At 68.3% G+C, this 18,353-nt stretch carries 18 protein-coding genes and 1 pseudogene; 15 read left to right on the forward strand and 4 right to left on the reverse strand.

The window, feature by feature from the left end; genetic code table 11:
* The first annotated feature begins 3 nt into the window (after nt 1-3).
* Genes G6N58_RS11615 through G6N58_RS11655 form a run of 9 tightly spaced genes read left to right on the forward strand, consistent with a single transcriptional unit; the run spans nt 4 to nt 9,658 of the window.
* Nucleotides 4-846 carry an MlaE family ABC transporter permease gene (locus tag G6N58_RS11615; RefSeq protein WP_068914858.1) on the forward strand — a complete coding sequence of 281 codons (843 nt, stop codon included), beginning with the start codon at nt 4-6 and terminating at the stop codon, nt 844-846.
* 6 nt (nt 847-852) lie between these two features.
* Nucleotides 853-2,055, forward strand: coding sequence for an MCE family protein (locus G6N58_RS11620; protein ID WP_115278597.1), 1,203 nt, complete (start codon nt 853-855; stop codon nt 2,053-2,055).
* Entirely contained in the window at nt 2,055-3,092 is a 1,038-nt protein-coding gene (locus tag G6N58_RS11625) for an MCE family protein (protein ID WP_068914860.1), read from the forward strand. The genes G6N58_RS11620 and G6N58_RS11625 overlap by 1 nt, the downstream gene beginning before the upstream one ends.
* Nucleotides 3,079-4,140 (forward strand): MCE family protein, encoded by a 1,062-nt coding sequence (locus tag G6N58_RS11630; protein WP_068914861.1) that lies wholly within the window; start codon nt 3,079-3,081, stop codon nt 4,138-4,140. Before G6N58_RS11625 ends, G6N58_RS11630 begins: the two co-directional genes overlap by 14 nt.
* Nucleotides 4,137-5,591: an MCE family protein gene (locus G6N58_RS11635; protein ID WP_115278596.1), complete on the forward strand. Its 1,455-nt coding sequence runs from the start codon at nt 4,137-4,139 to the stop codon at nt 5,589-5,591. The genes G6N58_RS11630 and G6N58_RS11635 overlap by 4 nt, the downstream gene beginning before the upstream one ends.
* Nucleotides 5,591-6,766, forward strand: a complete 1,176-nt coding sequence (locus tag G6N58_RS11640; protein ID WP_115281567.1) for an MCE family protein — start codon at nt 5,591-5,593, stop codon at nt 6,764-6,766. Before G6N58_RS11635 ends, G6N58_RS11640 begins: the two co-directional genes overlap by 1 nt.
* Complete coding sequence (locus G6N58_RS11645; RefSeq protein WP_115278595.1) at nt 6,766-8,463, forward strand: MCE family protein; 1,698 nt, start codon at nt 6,766-6,768, stop codon at nt 8,461-8,463. The genes G6N58_RS11640 and G6N58_RS11645 overlap by 1 nt, the downstream gene beginning before the upstream one ends.
* Complete coding sequence (locus G6N58_RS11650) at nt 8,463-9,164, forward strand: Rv1363c family protein (protein ID WP_115278594.1); 702 nt, start codon at nt 8,463-8,465, stop codon at nt 9,162-9,164. Before G6N58_RS11645 ends, G6N58_RS11650 begins: the two co-directional genes overlap by 1 nt.
* Nucleotides 9,164-9,658 carry a mammalian cell entry protein gene (locus G6N58_RS11655; RefSeq protein ID WP_068914865.1) on the forward strand — a complete coding sequence of 165 codons (495 nt, stop codon included), beginning with the start codon at nt 9,164-9,166 and terminating at the stop codon, nt 9,656-9,658. The genes G6N58_RS11650 and G6N58_RS11655 overlap by 1 nt, the downstream gene beginning before the upstream one ends.
* A gap of 7 nt (nt 9,659-9,665) precedes the next feature.
* Here G6N58_RS11655 and G6N58_RS11660 read toward each other — a convergent pair whose 3' ends face one another.
* Together G6N58_RS11660 and G6N58_RS11665 are read right to left on the reverse strand one after the other, a co-directional pair.
* Nucleotides 9,666-11,201, reverse strand: coding sequence for an alpha,alpha-trehalose-phosphate synthase (UDP-forming) (locus tag G6N58_RS11660; RefSeq protein WP_115278593.1), 1,536 nt, complete (start codon nt 11,199-11,201; stop codon nt 9,666-9,668).
* Nucleotides 11,202-11,366 (reverse strand): hypothetical protein, encoded by a 165-nt coding sequence (locus G6N58_RS11665; protein ID WP_115278592.1) that lies wholly within the window; start codon nt 11,364-11,366, stop codon nt 11,202-11,204.
* An 85-nt stretch (nt 11,367-11,451) separates the two neighbouring features.
* Here G6N58_RS11665 and G6N58_RS11670 point away from each other — a divergent pair, with 85 nt between their 5' ends.
* Together G6N58_RS11670 and G6N58_RS11675 are read left to right on the forward strand one after the other, a co-directional pair.
* Complete coding sequence (locus tag G6N58_RS11670; protein WP_163908105.1) at nt 11,452-12,282, forward strand: SDR family oxidoreductase; 831 nt, start codon at nt 11,452-11,454, stop codon at nt 12,280-12,282.
* Between the two features lie 94 nt (nt 12,283-12,376).
* Nucleotides 12,377-12,940, forward strand: a pseudogene (locus G6N58_RS11675) (M15 family metallopeptidase); the annotation flags it as partial.
* Here G6N58_RS11675 and G6N58_RS11680 read toward each other — a convergent pair.
* A complete protein-coding gene (locus tag G6N58_RS11680; protein ID WP_163908107.1) occupies nt 12,937-13,887 on the reverse strand; it encodes an NADP-dependent oxidoreductase in 951 nt (316 codons plus the stop codon). The pseudogene G6N58_RS11675 and the gene G6N58_RS11680 overlap by 4 nt on opposite strands.
* Before the next feature lie 137 nt (nt 13,888-14,024).
* Here G6N58_RS11680 and G6N58_RS11685 point away from each other — a divergent pair, with 137 nt between their 5' ends.
* A complete protein-coding gene (locus G6N58_RS11685; RefSeq protein WP_115278590.1) occupies nt 14,025-14,552 on the forward strand; it encodes a MarR family winged helix-turn-helix transcriptional regulator in 528 nt (175 codons plus the stop codon).
* Nucleotides 14,539-14,694 (forward strand): hypothetical protein, encoded by a 156-nt coding sequence (locus G6N58_RS30470; protein WP_170314338.1) that lies wholly within the window; start codon nt 14,539-14,541, stop codon nt 14,692-14,694. The genes G6N58_RS11685 and G6N58_RS30470 overlap by 14 nt, the downstream gene beginning before the upstream one ends.
* Here the strand turns inward: G6N58_RS30470 and G6N58_RS11690 are convergent.
* Nucleotides 14,661-16,580: a heavy metal translocating P-type ATPase gene (locus G6N58_RS11690; RefSeq protein ID WP_115278589.1), complete on the reverse strand. Its 1,920-nt coding sequence runs from the start codon at nt 16,578-16,580 to the stop codon at nt 14,661-14,663. The genes G6N58_RS30470 and G6N58_RS11690 overlap by 34 nt on opposite strands.
* A gap of 107 nt (nt 16,581-16,687) precedes the next feature.
* On the opposite strand from G6N58_RS11690, the gene G6N58_RS11695 reads away from it, so the two are divergent.
* The gene (locus G6N58_RS11695; protein WP_068914871.1) at nt 16,688-17,044 is read left to right on the forward strand and encodes an ArsR/SmtB family transcription factor; all 357 of its coding nucleotides are present in this window, start codon (nt 16,688-16,690) and stop codon (nt 17,042-17,044) included.
* A gap of 49 nt (nt 17,045-17,093) precedes the next feature.
* Nucleotides 17,094-18,347: an MFS transporter gene (locus tag G6N58_RS11700; RefSeq protein ID WP_115278588.1), complete on the forward strand. Its 1,254-nt coding sequence runs from the start codon at nt 17,094-17,096 to the stop codon at nt 18,345-18,347.
* Nucleotides 18,348-18,353 lie beyond the last annotated feature (6 nt).

Genomic DNA, 18,353 nt, shown 5'->3' on the forward strand with positions numbered 1-18,353 from the left:
CTCATGAGCTACGACGCCACGCTGCGGCTCAAACGGTTCCTGTCCGGTGCCCCGCGGGCGGTGGACAGCTTCGGTGAGCAGGCGCTGTTCTACGGCGAGTCCATCCGCTACATCCCCAACGCCCTGACCCGCTACCGCCGCGAGACGGTCCGGCTGATCGCCGAGATGACCATGGGTGTCGGGGCGCTGGCGATCATCGGCGGCACCGTCGGTGTGGCTGCGTTCATGACATTGGCCTCCGGCGGTGTCATTGCGGTGCAGGGATATTCATCGCTGGGCAACATCGGCATCGAGGCACTGACCGGCTTCCTGTCGGCCTTTCTCAACGTGCGCATCGTGGCCCCGGTGATCGCGGGCATCGCACTGGCCGCCACCATCGGGGCCGGCACCACCGCGCAGCTGGGCGCCATGCGCGTGGCCGAGGAGATCGACGCCGTGGAATCGATGGCGGTGCACTCGATGTCGTATCTGGTGTCCACCCGCCTGATCGCCGGGCTGATCGCCATCGTGCCGCTGTACGCACTGTCGGTCCTGGCGGCGTTCTTCGCGGCCCGCTTCACCACGGTCTTCATCAACGGACAGTCCGCCGGCCTGTACGACCACTACTTCAACACCTTCCTGGTGCCCACCGATCTGCTGTGGTCGTTCCTGCAGGCCATCGTGATGTCCGTGGCGGTGATGCTGGTGCACACCTACTACGGCTACAACGCCTCCGGCGGCCCGGTGGGCGTCGGCATCGCGGTGGGCAAAGCGGTACGCACGTCCCTGATCGTGGTGGTCACGATCGTCCTGTTGATCTCACTCGCCGTCTACGGCGGGTCCGGCAACTTCAACCTGTCGGGGTAGCGGGTCATGGCTGACGGACAATCCCGGCGCACCCGCGTGCGGATCGCGGCGCTGGTCCTCGCCGCGGTGATCGCGGCGGCCGCCGTGGTGACCTATCTGGGGTACACAGCCGCGTTCACCTCCACCGATACCGTCACCGTGCTCTCACCGCGGGCGGGCCTGGTGATGGAGCAGGACGCCAAGGTCAAGTACCGCGGCATCCAGATCGGCAAGGTCAGCGACATCGAGTACGCCGGCGAGCAGGCCAAGCTGACACTGGAGATCGACTCCAGCGAGCTGTCCTACGTTCCGGCCAACGCCGAGGTGAAGATCGCAGGCAACACCGTCTTCGGTGCCAAATCGGTGGAGTTCGTACCCCCGGAGTCGCCGCTGGGCAGCGCGCTGCGCCCGGGAGCCACGGTCGAAGCATCCTCGGTGCAACTGGAAGTCAACACGCTGTTCCAGACGCTCACCGACGTCCTGCAGAAAATCGACCCGGTGAACCTGAACGCCACCATGACCGCACTCGGTGAGGGCCTGCGGGGCAACGGCGACAACCTGGGTGCCACCATGACCGGGCTGAACAGCTATCTGGCGCAGCTCAATCCGAAACTACCGGCCGTGCAGCGCGATCTGCAGCAGACGGCGCAGGTGGCCGACATCTACGCCGATGCGGCACCGGACCTGGTGACGGTGCTCAACAACGTGCCCACCCTGAGCCAGACCATCGTGGACCAGCAGGACAACCTCAACGCCACCCTGCTGGCCGCAACCGGGCTGGCCAACAACGGTTTCGACACCCTGGCGCCGGCGGCCGAGGACTACATCGCCGCCATCAACCGCGCCCGCGCCCCGCTGAAGGTCGTCGGCGAGTACTCACCGATCATCGGGTGCGTACTCAAAGGCACCGGCGAGGCCGTCGACAAGTTCGCCCCGGTGCTCGGCGGCACCCGGCCGGGGCTGTTCGTCTCGTCGAACTTCCTGCCCGGCGCTCCGGCCTACACCTACCCCGAGAGCCTGCCGGTCGTGAACGCCTCCGGCGGACCCAACTGCCGCGGCCTGCCGAACATGCCGAACAAGCAGGTCGGTGGCACCTGGTACCGCTCGCCGTTCCTGGTGACCGACAACGCCTACGTGCCCTACCAGCCCAACACCGAGCTGCAGTTCGACGCTCCGTCCACCCTGCAGTTCCTGTTCAACGGCGCCTTTGCGGAAGGCGACGACTACTGATGGAATCGCGCGGTACGACAGTCAAAGTCGGTGTGTTCACCGTGGTGATGCTGCTGGTGGCAGCGGGCCTGGTGGTGGTCTTCGGGGAGTTCCGCTTCTCCTCCGGCAACACCTTCCACGCCAACTTCAGCAATGCCGCCCGGCTCAAGGCCGGCCAGGACGTCCGCATCGCCGGGGTGCCCGTGGGCTCTGTGCAGGCGGTGTCGCTGAACCCCGACAACACCGTCGACGTCGCCTTCGACGTCAACGACCGCTACCAGCTCTACACTTCGACCCGCGCGGCGATCCGCTACGAGAACCTGGTGGGCGACCGGTACCTGGAGATCACCTCAGGCCCCGGTGAACTGCGCAAGCTGCCCGCCGGCGCCACCATCCCGCAGGAGAACACCGACCCCGCACTCGATCTCGACGCCCTGCTGGGTGGTCTGCGCCCCGTGCTCAAAGGGCTCGACGGCAGCAAGATCAACGAGATCAGCAATGCAGTGATCGAACTGTTGCAGGGCCAGGGCGGCGCGCTGCAGCAGTTGCTGTCGAACACCAGCACCTTCACCACCGACCTGGCGGCCCGCGATCAGCTCATCGGCGACGTGGTGAACAACCTCAACACCGTGCTGGGCACCGTCGACGCCAAGAGTGCCGAATTCGATGCCAGCGTCGACCAACTGCAGCAGCTGATCACCGGGCTGGCGCAAGGTCGCGACCCCATCGCCGGGGCCATCGGTCCGCTGTCGTCGGCCTCGACCGACCTGACGCAGATGCTGGAGAGTGGGCGCCGTCCGCTGCAGGGCGTGCTGGAGAACCTGCGTCCGCTGGCCGGCGAGATGGACCGGCGCAAGGCGGAGATCAACGAGGTCATCGAACCGCTGGCCGAGAACTACCTGCGGCTCAACGCTCTCGGCGCCTACGGCTCGTTCTTCAACATCTACTACTGCTCCATCCGGATGAAGATCAACGGTCCGGCCGGCAGCGACATCCTGATCCCGTTCGGCGGACCGCCGGACCCGTCCAAGGGGAGGTGCGCTCCTGTCCCAGAGTGACGACGGACGCAACCCCGTCCGCACAGGAATCTTCGGCATCGTCCTGGTGGCATGCCTGGTGCTGGTGTCCTTCGGGTATACCGGGCTGCCCTTCTGGCCGCAGGGCAAGAAGTACGACGCCTTCTTCACCGACGCCGGGGGCATCACCCCCGGCAACGACGTCAACGTCTCCGGCATCAAGGTCGGTCAGGTGCAGTCCGTCGGGCTGGCCGGCACCGCCGCGCGGGTGACGTTCACCGTGGACCGCGACATCGCCGTCGGTGACCAGACATTGGTGGCCATCAAGACCGACACCGTGCTGGGCCAGAAGTCCCTGGACGTCACGCCGGCCGGTGGCGGTGCCTCGAGCACCATCCCGCTGGGGCGCACCACCACGCCGTACACCCTGGCCACCGCGCTGCAGGATCTCGGCGGCAACACCAAAGCTCTGGACAAGCCGAAATTCGAACAGGCCCTGGGCATCCTGACCGACACGCTGCGCGACGCCACCCCGGAGCTGCGTGGCGCGCTGGACGGGGTCACCTCGTTGTCGCGCAGCCTCAACGCGCGTGACGAGGCACTCGGACAGCTGCTGTCGCGCGCGCAGACGGTCACCGCGTCGCTGTCGCGCCGGGCCGATCAGGTCAACAAACTGATCGTCGACGGCAACCAGCTGTTCGCCGCGCTCGACGAACGCCGACAGGCGCTCAACACCCTGATCGCCGGTATCGACGACGTGTCACAACAGATCTCGGGGTTCGTCGCCGACAACCGTGAACAGTTCGGTCCCACGCTGACCAACCTCAACCTGGTGCTGGACAATCTCCTCGAGCGCCGCGATCACATCAGTGAGGCCCTGCGCCGTCTCCCGCCGTATGCCACCGCGCTCGGTGAGGTGGTGGGTTCGACCTCCGGGTTCCAGATCAACCTGTACGGTCTGCCGCCGGCCACCATCTCGGAAGTGTTGTTGGACACCTACTTCCAGCCGGGCAAGCTGCCCGACAGCCTGTCGGACTACCTGAAGGGCCTGATCGCCGAACGTCTCATCATCAGGCCGAAGTCGCCATGACGCGCAACAGGGGAGCACTCGTCGCAGTGGCCGTCGTCCTGGTGCTGGCACTGGGGATCGGTCTGTACCTGGTGTGGCCGGGCCGCACCACCCACAAGGTGGTCGCGCTGTTCTCATCGGCGGTCGGGCTCTATCCCGGCGACGACGTCCGGGTGGTCGGAGTGCCGGTGGGCACCATCGACTCGATCGAACCCACCGCCTCCGACGTCAAGATCACCATGTCGATCGACGACGGTGTGCAGCTGCCCGCCGACGCGCGGGCCATCATCGTGGCGCCGAACCTGGTGTCGGCGCGGTTCATCCAGCTGACACCGGCCTACGACACCTCCACCGGCGCACCCACCCTGGCCGACGGTGCCACCATCGGCATCGACCGCACGGGCGTGCCGGTGGAATGGGACGACGTCAAGACCGAACTGACCAAGCTCTCGCAGACGCTCGGGCCGCAGAACGGCGGGCTGCAGGGACCGTTGAGCGAGTTCGTGGACCAGGCGGCCAGCACGTTCGACGGCAACGGCGACTCGTTCCGCAATGCGCTACGCGAATTGTCCCAGACCGCAGGCAGACTCGGTGATTCCAGCACCGACCTGTTCGGCACGATCAAGAACCTGCAGGTGCTGGTGAATGCGCTGTCGCAGAGCAACGAGCAGATCGTGCAGTTCTCCAACCACGTGGCGTCGGTGTCGCAGGTGCTGGCCGACAGCACCCAGGGTCTCGACGCCACCCTGGGCACGCTGAACACCGCCCTGGCCGATGTCCGCGAGTTCATCGGGGAGAACAACCAGACCCTGATCGACTCGGTGAACAAGCTGACCGACTTCACCAACATCCTGACCGAGCACAGCGATGACATCGAGCAGGTCCTGCACGTCACGCCCAACGGCCTGGCCAACTTCTACAACATCTACAACCCGGCTCAGGGCACCGTCGGCGGAGCGCTGTCGCTGCCCAACTTCGCCAACCCGGTGCAGTTCATCTGCGGCGGCACTTTCGACACCGGTGCCAACCCGGACAACTACAAGCGCGCCGAGATCTGCCGCCAGCGCATGGGTCCGGTGCTGCGCCGCATCACCATGAACTTCCCGCCGCTGCTGTTCCACCCGATCAACAGCATCACCGCCTACAAGGGACAGATCATCTACGACACCCCGGCCACCGAGGCCAAGGCCCAGACGCCGGTGCCGTACCTACAGTGGCAGCCCGCACCGGGGGTCACGCCCCCGTCCATTCCGCCGGGAGCCACGCTGGGCGACATGGTGCTGCCCCCGCCCGCCGTCGAAGGCCAGATCTCACCCGGGCCGCCCCACATCGTCGGCAGCGGGCCGCCGCCGGGACCGCCGGTGTCCCCGGACGCACCCGGGGTGCTCGCCCCGCCGCCGCCCGGTACGCCGTCGCTGCCGCCACCGCCGTGGCCGGTGCCGCCACCGCTGCCGGCAGGGACGGGAGGGTGATGGTGAAGCACAGGCTGTTCCAGGCCACCGCACTCGGGACCGGCATCGTGATGCTCTCGGGCTGCTCGTTCGGCGGGCTCAACTCGCTGGACATGCCGGGCACCCGCGGGCACGGCTCCGGCTCCTACACCGTGACGGTGGAGTTGCCGGATGTCGCCACCCTGCCGCAGAACTCGCCGGTGATGGTGGACGACGTGACCGTCGGCAGTGTCTCCGGGATCGATGCCATGCAACGTGCCGACGGCACGTTCTACGCGGCGGTGACGCTGTCGTTGGACTCGAATGTCGACCTGCCGGACAACGCCACCGCCCGGGTGGCCCAGACGTCGCTGCTGGGCAGCCAGCACATCGAACTGGTGCCGCCTGCGGCCGATGCGTCGGCGGCGCGCCTGCGGCAGGGCTCCCACATCCCGGAAGCCAGAGCGGGACGCTACCCGACCACCGAAGAGGTGCTCGCCTCTCTCGGTGTCGTGGTGAACAAGGGTAATCTCGGTGCACTGCAGGACATCACCGAAGAGCTCTACGCCTCGGTGGCCGGCCGCGCCGGGCAGTTCGCCGACCTGATGCCCCGGCTGGCCGAGCTCACCGACTCGCTGAACCGCCAGACCGCCGACATCATCGCCGCGGCGGAGGGCCTGAACCGGTTCGCCGGGATCCTGGCCCAGAACACCGACGCGCTGGGGCGCGCGCTGGACAGCCTGCCCGAGGCGCTGACCGTGTTGAACAACAACAGGTCCAACATCGTGGACACCTTCGCCGCACTGCAGAACTTCGCGGGCGTGGCCGCCGACATCCTGGCCAAGACCAAGGTGGACTTCGCCGAGGACCTCAAGGACTTCTACCCGGCGATCAAGGCGCTCAACGACAATGCCGACTACTTCATCAAGGACCTGGCGTTCCTGCCGACGTTCCCCTTCCACTACAAGTACCTGCGGCAGGCGGTGCGTGGTGACTACCTCAACGTGTTCGTGACGTTCGACCTCACGCTGCGCCGACTCGGCGAATCGATTTTCACCACGTCCGGGTTGGACCCGAACATGAAGCACATGGCTGAGGTGCTCACCCCGCCGGACTTCCTGACCGGCGCCATGGCCAACCTGTCCGGCCAGGCCGCGGATCCGTTCCAGATCCCGGCGGGGACGGCGACCCAGCACGGTGACGGAGGTGGCGGCTGATGCTCGATCGACTTGCCCGCATCCAGTTGACGATCTTCGCGATCGTCACCGTGCTGACCGTCGGCGCCATCGCGATCTTCTATCTGCACGTCCCGGCCAAGGTGGGCATCGGTTCCTACAACATCGACGCCAACTTCGCCGCCGGTGGCGGTATCTACGAGAACGCCAACGTCACCTACCGCGGGGTCACCATCGGGCGGGTGGAGTCCGTCGGGCTCACCCCCGACGGGGTGGTGGCCAACATGCGGCTCAACAGCAACACCCCCGTCCCGGACAACGTGACGGCCACGGTGAAGAGCGTCTCGGCGGTCGGCGAGCAGTACATCGACCTGGTGCCGCCGCAGGACCCGTCGACCCAGATGCTGGCGGGCGGCGCCTCGATCGGCCAGGATCGCACTGCCATCGGCCAGGACATCGCCAGCATGCTCGCCGAGGCCGACCGGCTGGTTAGCAGTATCGACAACAGCCGGCTGCAGGACCTGCTGCGCGAGACCTTCAACGCGTTCAACGGCTCCGGACCGGAACTCGCGCGGTTGATCCAGTCGTCTCGGCTGCTGATCGACGAGGCCAACAACAGCTACGGCCAGACGTCGGCGCTGATCGACCAGGCCGGACCGTTCCTGGACGCCCAGATCCGCAGCGGTGACGACATCAAGTCGTTGGCCGACGGGCTGGCCCGGCTCACCACCCAGGTCACCCAGGCCGACCCCCAGGTGCGCCAGCTGCTGCAGACCGCCCCCGGCGCGGCCGATGTCGCCTCCACCGCGTTCAGCGGAATCCGGCCCAGTTTCCCGGTGTTGGCGGCCAACCTGGCCAACCTCGGCCGGATCGGCGTGATCTACCACAAGTCACTGGAACAGGCGTTCGTGATCTTCCCGGCCCTGATGGCCGCGCTGCTGACCGTCGGCGGCGGCAGCCCGGTGGACGAGGGTGGCAAGCTCGACTTCAAGCTCGCCCTGGGAGATCCGCCCACCTGCAACGTCGGTTTCATCCCCGCCACCGAGATCCGTTCACCGGGTGACGAGACCGTGCGCGATCTGCCGACCGACCTGTACTGCAAGGCGGCGCAGAACGATCCCGCCGTCGTACGTGGGGCCCGTAACTATCCCTGCATGGAGTTCCCGGGCAAGCGGGCGCCCACGGTGCAGCTGTGCCGCGACCCGAAGGGCTTCGTGCCGATCGGCAGCAACCCGTGGCGCGGGCCTCCCATCCCGTACGGCACCCCCGTCGAGGACGGCCGCAACCTGCTGCCGCCCAACAAGTTCCCGCTGACCCCACCGGGGGCCGACTACGATCCGGGCGACCCGGTGGTGCAGCTGCCGCCCGGGGTGCAACCGGGCCCGGGTCCGGCTCCCAATGCGCCGTTCCCGCTGCCGGTGCCGCCCAACAACAACGCACCGCCCCCGCCGTGGCCGTTCTTCGCGCCGCCGGATCAGATCGTGCCGCCGTACGGTCGGCCTGCGCCGCCGCCCCCGCCGGGTGCACCCGCTCCGCCGCCGGCTCCGGCGCCGCCTGCGGGTCCGCTGCCTGCCGAGGCTCCGATGCCGATGGCCGACGGCCCGGCGTACGCTACCTACGACCAGGACGGAACGTTCATCGATCCGGCAGGTGGCACCGGCGTGTACGCTGCGGGCGACTCCAAGCACACACCTGCCGAGAATTGGGTAGATCTCATGCTCGATCCGAGACCGGCTTGATGACTGAAGCCGAATCGAAGGACACAGCCGAACAACAGCAGCGGAAACCGGTGCGGCGCCGCGCGTCTCGCGCGGCCGGCCCGGTGGGAGACGCCGCGGCCACGGCAGTCACCGCCGTGGTCGACAGCGCCCCCGCACCGGTGAGCGCGCCCGCGCGGCCACTGGGCCCGCCGCCGCGGCGCCGGCCCAACCAGGCCCGCGTGGCGCTGGCCGCCGGGGCGGTGGCGGTGGTGTTGATCGTCGCGCTGACCACCGTCGTGCTGGTGCTTGCGGGGCAGAAGCGGGACGCCCAGGCTCTGGCCGAACGGGACCAGCGTTTCGTCGACACCGCCACCCAGACGGTGGTGAACATGTTCACCTACACCCCGGACACCGTGGACGAGAGCGTGAACCGCTTTGTCGACGGCATCAGCGGCCCGCTGCGCGACATGATGAGCCAGGAGAACAACGTCGACAACCTCAAGGCCCTGTTCCGTGATACCAACGCCAGCTCCGAGGCTGTGGTCAGCGGGAAGGCGCTCGAAGAGATCGACCCGGACACCGACAACGCGTCGGTGCTGGTGGCGGTACGGGTGACGGTCACCGACATCGACGGGGTGAACAAGCCGTCCCAGGCCTACCGAATGCGCGTCATCGTGCACGAGGACGACAACGGCCGGATGACCGGATACGACCTGAAGTACCCGGACGGAGGCAACTGATGCGGCGCAGGGCGACCTGGCTTTTCGCGGCGGTGGCGGTCCTGGTGTCGGCCGGAATCGTGGCACTGTCGGCCATGGGCGGGGCGCTGTACTGGGACCGGGTGCAGAACACCGCGCAGCAGAGCACCCGCGCTGCGCTGGGTCCGCTTGCCGAAGAACAGATCCCGAAGGTGTTCGGCTACGACTACCAAACCGTCGAAGGCAGCCTCACCGACGCCTACAACCTGCTGACGCCGGACTACCGGCGCGAATTCCAGGCCAGGGCCACCGAGCAGATCATCCCCGAGGCCAGGGAACGGCAGGTGGTCAGCCAGGCCAGTGTCGTCGGCGTCGGAGTGCTGGACGCGCAACGGGATTCGGGTTCGGTCATGGTGTACATGAACCGCACGGTCACCGACAAGTCCAAAGAACCGTTGTATGACGGCAGCAGACTCAAAGTCGACTATCAGAAGGTCGACGGCAAGTGGCTGATCAGTTACATCACGCCGATCTGACGAGCGGTCACATCCTGTCGCCCTGCTCGGTGTTCACCAGCGCCGCGGTGTCGGCGTCGCCCTTGTCGGCCAGGGCGTCCAGGAACGCCCGCGCCCAGCGGTCGACGTCGTGGGCCAGCACCTGACGGCGCAGCGCGCGCATCCGGCGTCTGCCGTCCTCGGGGTCCTGGCTCAGTGCGGTCTCGATGGCGTCCTTGACGCCGTTGAGGTCATGCGGGTTCACCAGGTAGGCCTGACGTAATTCGGCTGCAGCGCCGGTGAATTCGCTGAGTACCAGCGCTCCGCCCAGATCGCTGCGGCAGGCGACGTACTCCTTGGCCACCAGGTTCATCCCGTCGCGCAGCGGCGTGACGAGCATGACGTCGGCGGCGACGAAGAACGCGATCAGGTCGTCGCGGGGAACGGGCCGGTGGATGTACTGCACCACCGGGTGGCCCACTTCGCCGAACTCGCCGTTGATGTGCCCGACCTGCCGTTCGATGTCGTCGCGCAGCAGCCGGTAGCTCTCCACCCGTTCCCGGCTGGGGGTGGCCAGCTGGATGAACACCACGTTCTCGCGGTCGGCCCGGCCTTCTTCGAGCAGTTCGGTGAACGCCTCGAGCCGGACGTCGATGCCCTTGGTGTAGTCGAGCCGGTCGACCCCCAACATGATCTTCTTCGGGTTGCCGAGTTCGGCACGCAGTTCGCGGGCCCGCTTGCGGATGTCGCGGTGGCGGGCCTTCTGATCGAGCTCGTCGGAGTCGATGGAGATGGGGAAGGCCCCGACCTTGACGTTGCGGAAGCCCACCTGGACCTGGCCGAAGCGGGAGCGCACCCCGACCGTTCCGCGGGAGGTGTTGGCGCCGATGAGGCGCCGCGACAGGATCATGAAGTTCTGCGCACCGCCGGGGAGGTGGAAGCCCACCAGATCGGCGCCCAGAAGGCCCTCGGTGATCTCGGTGCGCCACGGCATCTGCATGAACAGCTCGACCGGCGGGAACGGGATGTGCAGGAAGAACCCGATGGTCAGGTCCGGCCGCAACATGCGCAGCATCTTCGGGACCAGCTGCAGTTGGTAGTCCTGGACCCAGACCGTCGCGCCGCGGGCGGCCACGCGGGCGGTGGCCTCGGCGAAGCGGCGGTTGACGTCGACGTAGCGGTCCCACCACTTGCGGTGATAGGTGGGCTTGACGATCACGTCGTGATACAGGGGCCACAGGGTGGCGTTGGAGAAGCCTTCGTAGTACTCGGCGACGTCGTCTGCGGACAGCCGCACGGGGTAGAGCAACAGGTCGTCGTCGACGATCGGCTCGCTGTGGTCGACGTCGTCGACCGAACCGGCTTCGTCGTCCTCCTCGGCGATGATGCCCGGCCACCCGATCCACGCGCCCTTGCGCTTGCGCAGCAGGGGCTCGAGTGCGGTGACCAGACCGCCCGGGCTGCGCTTCCAGGTGGTGGAGCCGTCGGGCAGTTTGACCTTGTCGACAGGCAGTCGGTTGGCGACGACGACGAAGTCGGAGTCGCCCACCGGCTGATCGGTGGCCTGGGACTCCCCAGCCGTCATCTAGGCACCGAGCTTCGCCGGTCCGATTCCCAGCATCGAGAGAAACACCCGGCACTCGTCGGCGTCGGTGGCGTAGGCGGCGACGACGCGGCGCGCCATGCTGGCAGTGTCGTCGGGCAGGGGTTCGACGTCGTCGATCTCGGTGGGATCTGGTTTAGAAGCCATGCCTCAACCATAAGCGATGTCCCGCCACGTAGACAGTTTCTCGATTCTGTTCACACCGGCATTCGGCCCGTGCTTCGATAGCGGCGTGCAGCTATCTGTCGAGAATCGGACGTATCTGGTCACCGGTGGTGGCAGCGGCATCGGCAAGGGTGTGGCGGCCGCGCTGGTGGATTCGGGCGCCAACGTGATGATCATCGGTCGTAATGCCGACCGGCTGGCCGCGACCACCGACGAGATCACCGGCGCCGGTGCCGCGGGCTCCATCCGCTACGAACCGGCCGACGTCACCAACGAGGACGAGGTGGCCCGTGCCGTCGAAGCCGCCACCGCCTGGAGCGGCAGGCTGCACGGCGTCGTCCACAGCGCGGGTGGCAGCCACACCATCGGCCCGATCACCCAGATCGACTCGGCGCTGTGGCGTAGCACCGTCGACCTCAACGTCAACGGCACGATGTACGTGCTCAAGCACGCCGCACGGGAGATGGTGCGCGGCGGTGGAGGCTCGTTCGTCGGCATCTCGTCGATCGCCGCCAGCAACACCCACCGTTGGTTCGGCGCCTACGGCCCGGCCAAATCGGCCCTCGACGCGCTGTTGCAGCTCGCCGCCGACGAGCTCGGCCCGTCCTGGGTCCGGGTGAACGGCATCCGCCCGGGACTGACGCGCACCGACATGGTGGAGCCGATCATGGCGTCGGCAGAGGTCAGCGCCGACTATGCCGCGTGCACGCCGCTGCCGCGGGTGGGGGAGGTGGCCGACATCGCCAACCTGGCGCTGTTCCTGCTCTCTGATGCCGGCGAATACATCACCGGCCAGGTGATCAACGTCGACGGCGGGCACGGTCTGAGGCGGGGTCCGGACATGTCCGGCCTGCTGGGGCCGATCTTCGGCGACGCCGCGCTGCGCGGGGTGGTCTGATCTAGGGTCGACGGTCATGAGGTGTGGACGGACTGCGCTGCTGGTTGCGGTGTGTTGCCTGGCGGCGACCAGTCACCAGGCCTGGGCATCGCCCGTCCCGCCGGTCTCCGACGCGGCCGCGGCCGCCGGACTGGTCGACGTGCGGGCCGTGGTACCCGACGCCGTGGTCGATCTGCGGTACACCACCGCGGACAACTTCGTCGGTATCCCGCTCTATCCCGCCGGGGCGCGGTGCCTGGTGCACGAGTCCCTGGCCCCGGGGCTGGCGATCGCGGCCGCGATCCTGCGCGAACGCGGAGACGTGCTCGCGTTCTGGGACTGTTACCGCCCGCACCCGGTACAGGTGACGATGTTCGAGCACACCCCCGATCCGGCCTGGGTGGCCCGACCGATGCCCTACGCGCGCAGTCACACGGCGGGACGGTCGGTGGACGTGACCATCGCCGGCGCTGACATGGGTACCGACTTCGACGACTTCACCCCCCGGGCGCTGGCGTATGCGACCGAGGGGGTCAGTGCGGTCGCACAGGCCAACCGGGCCCGATTGCGCGACGCCATGGAGGCCGGCGGGTTCACGGTCTACCCGGGGGAGTGGTGGCACTTCGACGGGCCGGGGGCCGCGGAGAACCGCCCCATCCTCGATGTCCCGGTGACCTAGGGGGCCAGCAGCGAGGGGACCAGCAGCGTCTTGCCGGGCAGGTGGCCGTCGTCCGAGGCCCGGTGCACGGCGGCGGCATCGCTCAGCGGCCGGCGTTCGGCGATGTCGATGTGCAATGCACCCGCGTCGACCCGGCGGACCAGATCGGCGAGCTGCGTGGCGTCGCTGCGGACGAACACCCGCTGGGCGCGCACCCCGCGCGCCGGATCCGGAGTTCCCGTGGTCATGGTGCCGATGTAGTAGCCGCCGTCGGCGACGACGCCCATCAGCGCGTCGGTCTGCGCGGGGTCGGTACCGAGCAGGTTCAGCACCACGTCGAAGGACTGTCCGGCGAGGACCGACGGCGTTGCCGTGTAGTCCAGGTAGGCGACCGTGTGATCTGCCCCGCGCGCCCGCAGGCGGGCGGCGGATCGAGGGTTGGCAGTCGCGGTGACCACAGCACCCGCGGCGTGGGCGAGCTGCACCGCAAAGCCGCCGACCGCCCCGCCCGCCCCGTTGATGAACACGGTCTGGCCTGCGCGCAGCTGCGCCAGCTCGAAGAGCGCCTGCCATGCGGTCAGGCCCACCGTGGGCAGCGCCGCGCCATCGGTCATCGCTACCGCGTGTGGCGCGGCGGTCAGGGTCTGCGCCGGAGCCAGGGCGTACTCGGCTGCCGCACCGTCGGCGTCCATCGGCAGGAGCGCCACCACGGCGTCGCCGCGCTTCCACCCGGTGACTCCCTCCCCGATCTCCGCGACCGTGCCGGCGACGTCGATGCCCGGGGTGTGCGGTAGGTCGAGGACGAAGACCTGCTGCAGATACCCACCGCGGATACCGGCGTCCACCGGGTTGAACGAGGTCGCCGCGACCTGCAGGAGCACCTGCCCCGGGCCTGGAACCGGTTGTGCCACGTCCGTGTACTCGAGCACGTCGCTGTCGCCGTAACGGTTGAACCGCATTGCCTTCATGATCATCTCCCTTGGCTGGTTGCTTCGATGTCGAAGCACTTACCCACTCCGGAACATGCTTCGACTTCGAAGTAATTCCGGCTCGGCCTGTGATCCCTGTCGCACTGCTTCGACTTCGAAGCGTTTAAGATCTGACGATGCCTTCAGCGCTGCGGCCCGAACAGATGCGCGCGTACTTCGCGCTCACCGAGGCGGTGAGCCTGCTGCAGTACGCCGTCGCGCAGCAGCTGCAGGCCGACGGTGGGCTCAGCTACGTGCAATTCGAGATCCTGGCCACGGTGGCCGACGCGGAGGCGGCGCTGACCATGACCGATCTGGCCGACCGGGTGGTCTACAGCCGCAGCGGCCTGACCCATCAGGCGCGGCTGCTCGAAGACGCCGGCCTGATCACCCGCGCGCCCAGCCCCGACGATCAGCGGGCCACCCTCGTGGACATCACCGAAGCCGGTCGCGCGCGGCTGGCTGCGGTACTGCCCGGACATGTCCAGGTGGTCCGTGACCTGCTGTTCGAGCCCATGTCGGCCCGCGACGTCCGCACCCTCGGCGATCTCATGACCCGCACGCGTGACCACATGCGGGCCCGCCCGCCGCGCTCGGCGCTGCGGCGGTCTGCAGGTGGGATTACGGCCGACTCTGGGCACCCCAGGGGACATGACCGCGCGTAACGACCCGCCCGCCAAGCCCGAGGACGCCACCGAGGCGACTGACGAGCAACGAGAGATGCAGCAGCTTCTCGAGCATCAGGACGACGACCCCGATGCGCCGGGACAGCATCAGGACCGGCACGGGATCGCCGACGAGACCTGACCGGCCTGCCGCCACGCCCGGTCGGTCAGCAGCCGTAAACCGTTGAGCGCCACCAGGATCGTGGATCCCTCGTGCCCGGCCACGCCCAGCGGCAGTGGCAGGTGACCCACCAGATCCCAGGTGACCAGCACGGCGATCACCGTCGCGGCGATCACCAGGTTGGCCATCACCACGCGGCGCGCCCGGCGGGCCAGGGTGACGATGGTGGGGATCACGATGAGCTCGTCGCGCACCGTCACGGCGTCGGCGGTCTCGAGCGCCAGGTCGGAGCCGGACCGGCCCATCGCGACCGAGGAGTGTGCGGCGGACATGGCCGGCGCGTCGTTGATCCCGTCGCCCACCACGAGTATGCGCAGGCCGTGGTCGTGCAGCGCGCGCACGGTTTCGGCTTTCTGGTGCGGCAGCAGTTCCGCGCGCACCTCGGCAATTCCGGCGTGCTGCGCCAATGCTGTTGCTGCGCCGGTGTTGTCGCCGGTGATGAGCATCGGCGGGACACGGGTGAGCCCAGTGAGCGTGGCGACCGTACTGGCGGCGTCGTCGCGGAGCTCGTCGTACAGGCTCAGCTCCGCGATCCGGTCACCGTCACGGAGCAGGCTGATGACGGTGGCGCCGTCGTTGCCGTGGTGGTCCGCGGACGCATGCACCTCGATGAGGTGGCCGTCGACCCTGGCGCGCACCCCGCGTCCGGTCAGCGCCTCGAAATCCTGTGCCGGCGGAATCTCACAGCCCCGGTCCCGGGCCGCGGACACCACCGCCCGGCCGATCGGGTGTTCGCTGTATTGCTCAGCGGCAGCGGCCCAACGGAGTACATCGTGCTCGGAGAACCCGGTCGTCTGCACGGAGACCAGGTGCGGCGTACCGCGTGTGAGGGTGCCGGTCTTGTCCAGGGCGACGGCGTTCACGTCGGCCAGGCGCTCCATGGCGACGGCCGACTTGACCAGGACGCCGTGGCGCCCGGCGTTGGCGATGGCCGACAGCAGCGGCGGCATGGTGGCCAGCACCAGCGCACAGGGGGACGCCACGATCATGAACGTCATCGCCCGCAGCAACGTCGATTCCAGGTCGGCGCCGAACACCAGAGGCGTCGCCAGCAGCGCCACGGTGGCCACCACCACGCCCACCGAGTACCGCTGTTCCACCTTCTCGATGAACAACTGGGTCTGCGCCTTGGTGGCGGCGGCTTCGCCGACCAGAGCGACGATACGGGCCACGACCGTCTGCGACGGGTCCTGGGTGACGCCGACGGTGAGTGTCCCCGTCCCGTTCAGGGTTCCGGCGAATACGGTGTCACCCAAGGTCTTCGGTACCGGTAGCGGCTCGCCGGTGATCGAAGCCTGGTCGACGTCGGAGTGTCCGGAGGTCACCACGCCGTCGGCGGCGATGCGCTCACCGGGGCGCACCCGCACCGTGTCGCCGACCGTGAGGTTGGTCGCCGCCACCACCCGACCATCGGCCAGCACCGCCGTGTCGGGAGCCAGATCCAGAAGCGCGCGCACCGAGTCCGCGGTCCGCGAGGTGGCCAGATCCTCCAGTGCACCCGAGGTGGCGAAGATGACGATCAGCAGCGCACCGTCGGTGACCTGTCCAATGGCCGCCGCGGCCGCCGCCGCGACGATCATCAGCAGATCCACGTCGAGGGTCCGCTCACGCAGGGCCAGCACGCCCGACCACGCCGACTCCCAGCCGCCCACCGCATAACACGCCAGGTAAGCCGCCCACCACAGCGGTGCGGGTGCCCCAGAGAGTTGCAGGAGCAGTCCGACGGCGAACAGCGCCAGAGCTGCGCCGGCCCACCGCGCCGAGGGAACCGCCCACAGGGCGGCACCCCACCGGGTGACGCGGGAAAGTGGCTGTGGCGATGCGGTTTCGGTGGTTACCAAGCCCATGGTGCGAGGACGCCCTTCCGGCGATGGTGAGTACAGAGATATAGGTTGAGACATATACAGTTGTATATGTCTGTTCGGGTGTCAAGCCGCTGTGTTTGAATGGGCGCATGGGTCACGGCCTGGAGAGCTCAGCGGGCACGCCCGCCGCCTCGCTGGATGCCGCTGCGGCGGCCAAGGTCGCCGAGACGCTGCAGGCGTTGGCCTCACCCAACCGGCTGCTGATCCTCACCCGACTGCGGCAGTCGCCGTGCACGGTCACCGAACTCTCGGCCGCGGTCGGGATGGAGCAACCGCAGGTTTCGCATCAGCTGCGATTGCTCCGGGCGCTGGGCCTGGTGGCCGGTGAGCGGGCGGGCCGCAACATCGTCTACCGGCTCTATGACAACCACGTCGCCGCACTGCTCGACGAAGCGGTGTATCACATCGAGCACCTGCGCCTCGGCGCCCGCGACTCCTCCGCCTGAGTTTCTGCCTGCGGCTTGCCCAGGGGCCGCCTTGCCTTAGTATCTACGTATGCACGCAGATACTAAGGAGTGTGTGCACGAGACGGGCGTGCTGGCCAACCGGACGTTCCGGCGCCTGTTCGCCGCCCAGGTGGTCGCGCTGCTGGGTACGGGCCTGCTCACCGTGGCGCTCGGGCTGCTGGCCTACGACCTGGCCGGCGACGCCGCGGGTGCGGTGCTGGGTACGGCGCTGGCCATCAAGATGGTCGCGTATGTGGTTGTGGCGCCGCTGGTTTCGGCGACCTTGCACCGGGTGCGCCGGCGGGTGTTGATGGTCGGCGCCGACGTGGTGCGGGCGGTGTTCGCGTTACTGCTGCCGTTCGTCGACCAGGTATGGCAGATCTATGTGCTGATCTTCGTTCTGCAGGCGGCATCGGCCACATTCACACCTGCCTTCCAAGCCGTCATCCCGAGCGTGCTGGTGCGCGAGCAGGACTACACCCGTGGGCTGTCGCTGTCGCGGCTGGCCTACGACCTCGAAACGCTGGTGAGCCCGGTGCTCGCGGCCGCGCTGCTGTCCGTACTGACCTACAGCCACTTGTTCCTGGGTACGGTTGCGGGTTTCGCCACGTCGGCGGCCCTGGTGTTCGGGACTGCCGTTCCGGTGGTGAATCCTGTTGTGACTGAGTGCTTTCGACGCCGGGTCACCGCGGGGGTCCGGGTGATGGCAGGCCAACCGGCGCTGCGGGCCCTGATGGGCCTGAACATGGCGGTGGCCGCCGCCACCGCGCTGGTGGTGGTCAACACGGTGGTCTATGTACACCGGTTGCTCGACGGATCGACCCCGGCCGTGGCCCTGCTGCTGGCCTGCTACGGCGGCGGTTCGATGATCGTGGCCCTCGCCCTGCCCCGGCTGCTGGTGTCGATGTCCGACCGGCGGGTGATGCTGGCCGGGTCGGTGGTGATCACCGGCGCACTGGCGGTCGCCGCGATCGCTTTGTGGGCACACCCCGCCGCCGGGTTCGGCCGGGTGGTCTTCCCGGTGGTCTGGGCGGCGCTCGGCATGGGTGCGTCGTTGATCAACACCCCGTCGGCGCGCCTGATGCGTTACCACTGCGGTGACGCCGAGCGCGCGGCAGTGTTCGCCGCCCAGTTCTCGCTGTCGCACGCGTGCTTCTTCGTCACCTACCCGCTGGCCGGCTGGCTGGGAGCACTCGTCGGTCAACCGGTGGCCGCGGCCGCCCTGGCGGTGCTGGCCGGTGTCGCCGCCGCAGTGGCGGCACGGATGTGGACGAGTGGTCACCGCGAGGCGGTGCTTGCTTAGATGAGC

The organism is Mycolicibacterium tokaiense (genome assembly GCF_010725885.1).
GTDB classification, from domain to species: domain Bacteria; phylum Actinomycetota; class Actinomycetes; order Mycobacteriales; family Mycobacteriaceae; genus Mycobacterium; species Mycobacterium tokaiense.

Excerpts from the sequence above, each read along its gene's own strand:
- G6N58_RS11615 (WP_068914858.1), top strand. The coding sequence starts at position 4 with ATGAGCTACGACGCCACGCTGCGGCTCAAACGGTTCCTGTCCGGTGCC.
- G6N58_RS11620 (WP_115278597.1), top strand. The coding sequence starts at position 853 with ATGGCTGACGGACAATCCCGGCGCACCCGCGTGCGGATCGCGGCGCTG.
- G6N58_RS11625 (WP_068914860.1), top strand. The coding sequence starts at position 2,055 with ATGGAATCGCGCGGTACGACAGTCAAAGTCGGTGTGTTCACCGTGGTG.
- G6N58_RS11635 (WP_115278596.1), top strand. The coding sequence starts at position 4,137 with ATGACGCGCAACAGGGGAGCACTCGTCGCAGTGGCCGTCGTCCTGGTG.
- G6N58_RS11640 (WP_115281567.1), top strand. The coding sequence starts at position 5,591 with ATGGTGAAGCACAGGCTGTTCCAGGCCACCGCACTCGGGACCGGCATC.
- G6N58_RS11645 (WP_115278595.1), top strand. The coding sequence starts at position 6,766 with ATGCTCGATCGACTTGCCCGCATCCAGTTGACGATCTTCGCGATCGTC.
- G6N58_RS11650 (WP_115278594.1), top strand. The coding sequence starts at position 8,463 with ATGACTGAAGCCGAATCGAAGGACACAGCCGAACAACAGCAGCGGAAA.
- G6N58_RS11655 (WP_068914865.1), top strand. The coding sequence starts at position 9,164 with ATGCGGCGCAGGGCGACCTGGCTTTTCGCGGCGGTGGCGGTCCTGGTG.
- G6N58_RS11660 (WP_115278593.1), bottom strand. The coding sequence starts at position 11,201 with ATGACGGCTGGGGAGTCCCAGGCCACCGATCAGCCGGTGGGCGACTCC.
- G6N58_RS11665 (WP_115278592.1), bottom strand. The coding sequence starts at position 11,366 with ATGGCTTCTAAACCAGATCCCACCGAGATCGACGACGTCGAACCCCTG.
- G6N58_RS11680 (WP_163908107.1), bottom strand. The coding sequence starts at position 13,887 with ATGAAGGCAATGCGGTTCAACCGTTACGGCGACAGCGACGTGCTCGAG.
- G6N58_RS11685 (WP_115278590.1), top strand. The coding sequence starts at position 14,025 with ATGCCTTCAGCGCTGCGGCCCGAACAGATGCGCGCGTACTTCGCGCTC.
- G6N58_RS30470 (WP_170314338.1), top strand. The coding sequence starts at position 14,539 with ATGACCGCGCGTAACGACCCGCCCGCCAAGCCCGAGGACGCCACCGAG.
- G6N58_RS11690 (WP_115278589.1), bottom strand. The coding sequence starts at position 16,580 with ATGGGCTTGGTAACCACCGAAACCGCATCGCCACAGCCACTTTCCCGC.
- G6N58_RS11695 (WP_068914871.1), top strand. The coding sequence starts at position 16,688 with ATGGGTCACGGCCTGGAGAGCTCAGCGGGCACGCCCGCCGCCTCGCTG.
- G6N58_RS11700 (WP_115278588.1), top strand. The coding sequence starts at position 17,094 with ATGCACGCAGATACTAAGGAGTGTGTGCACGAGACGGGCGTGCTGGCC.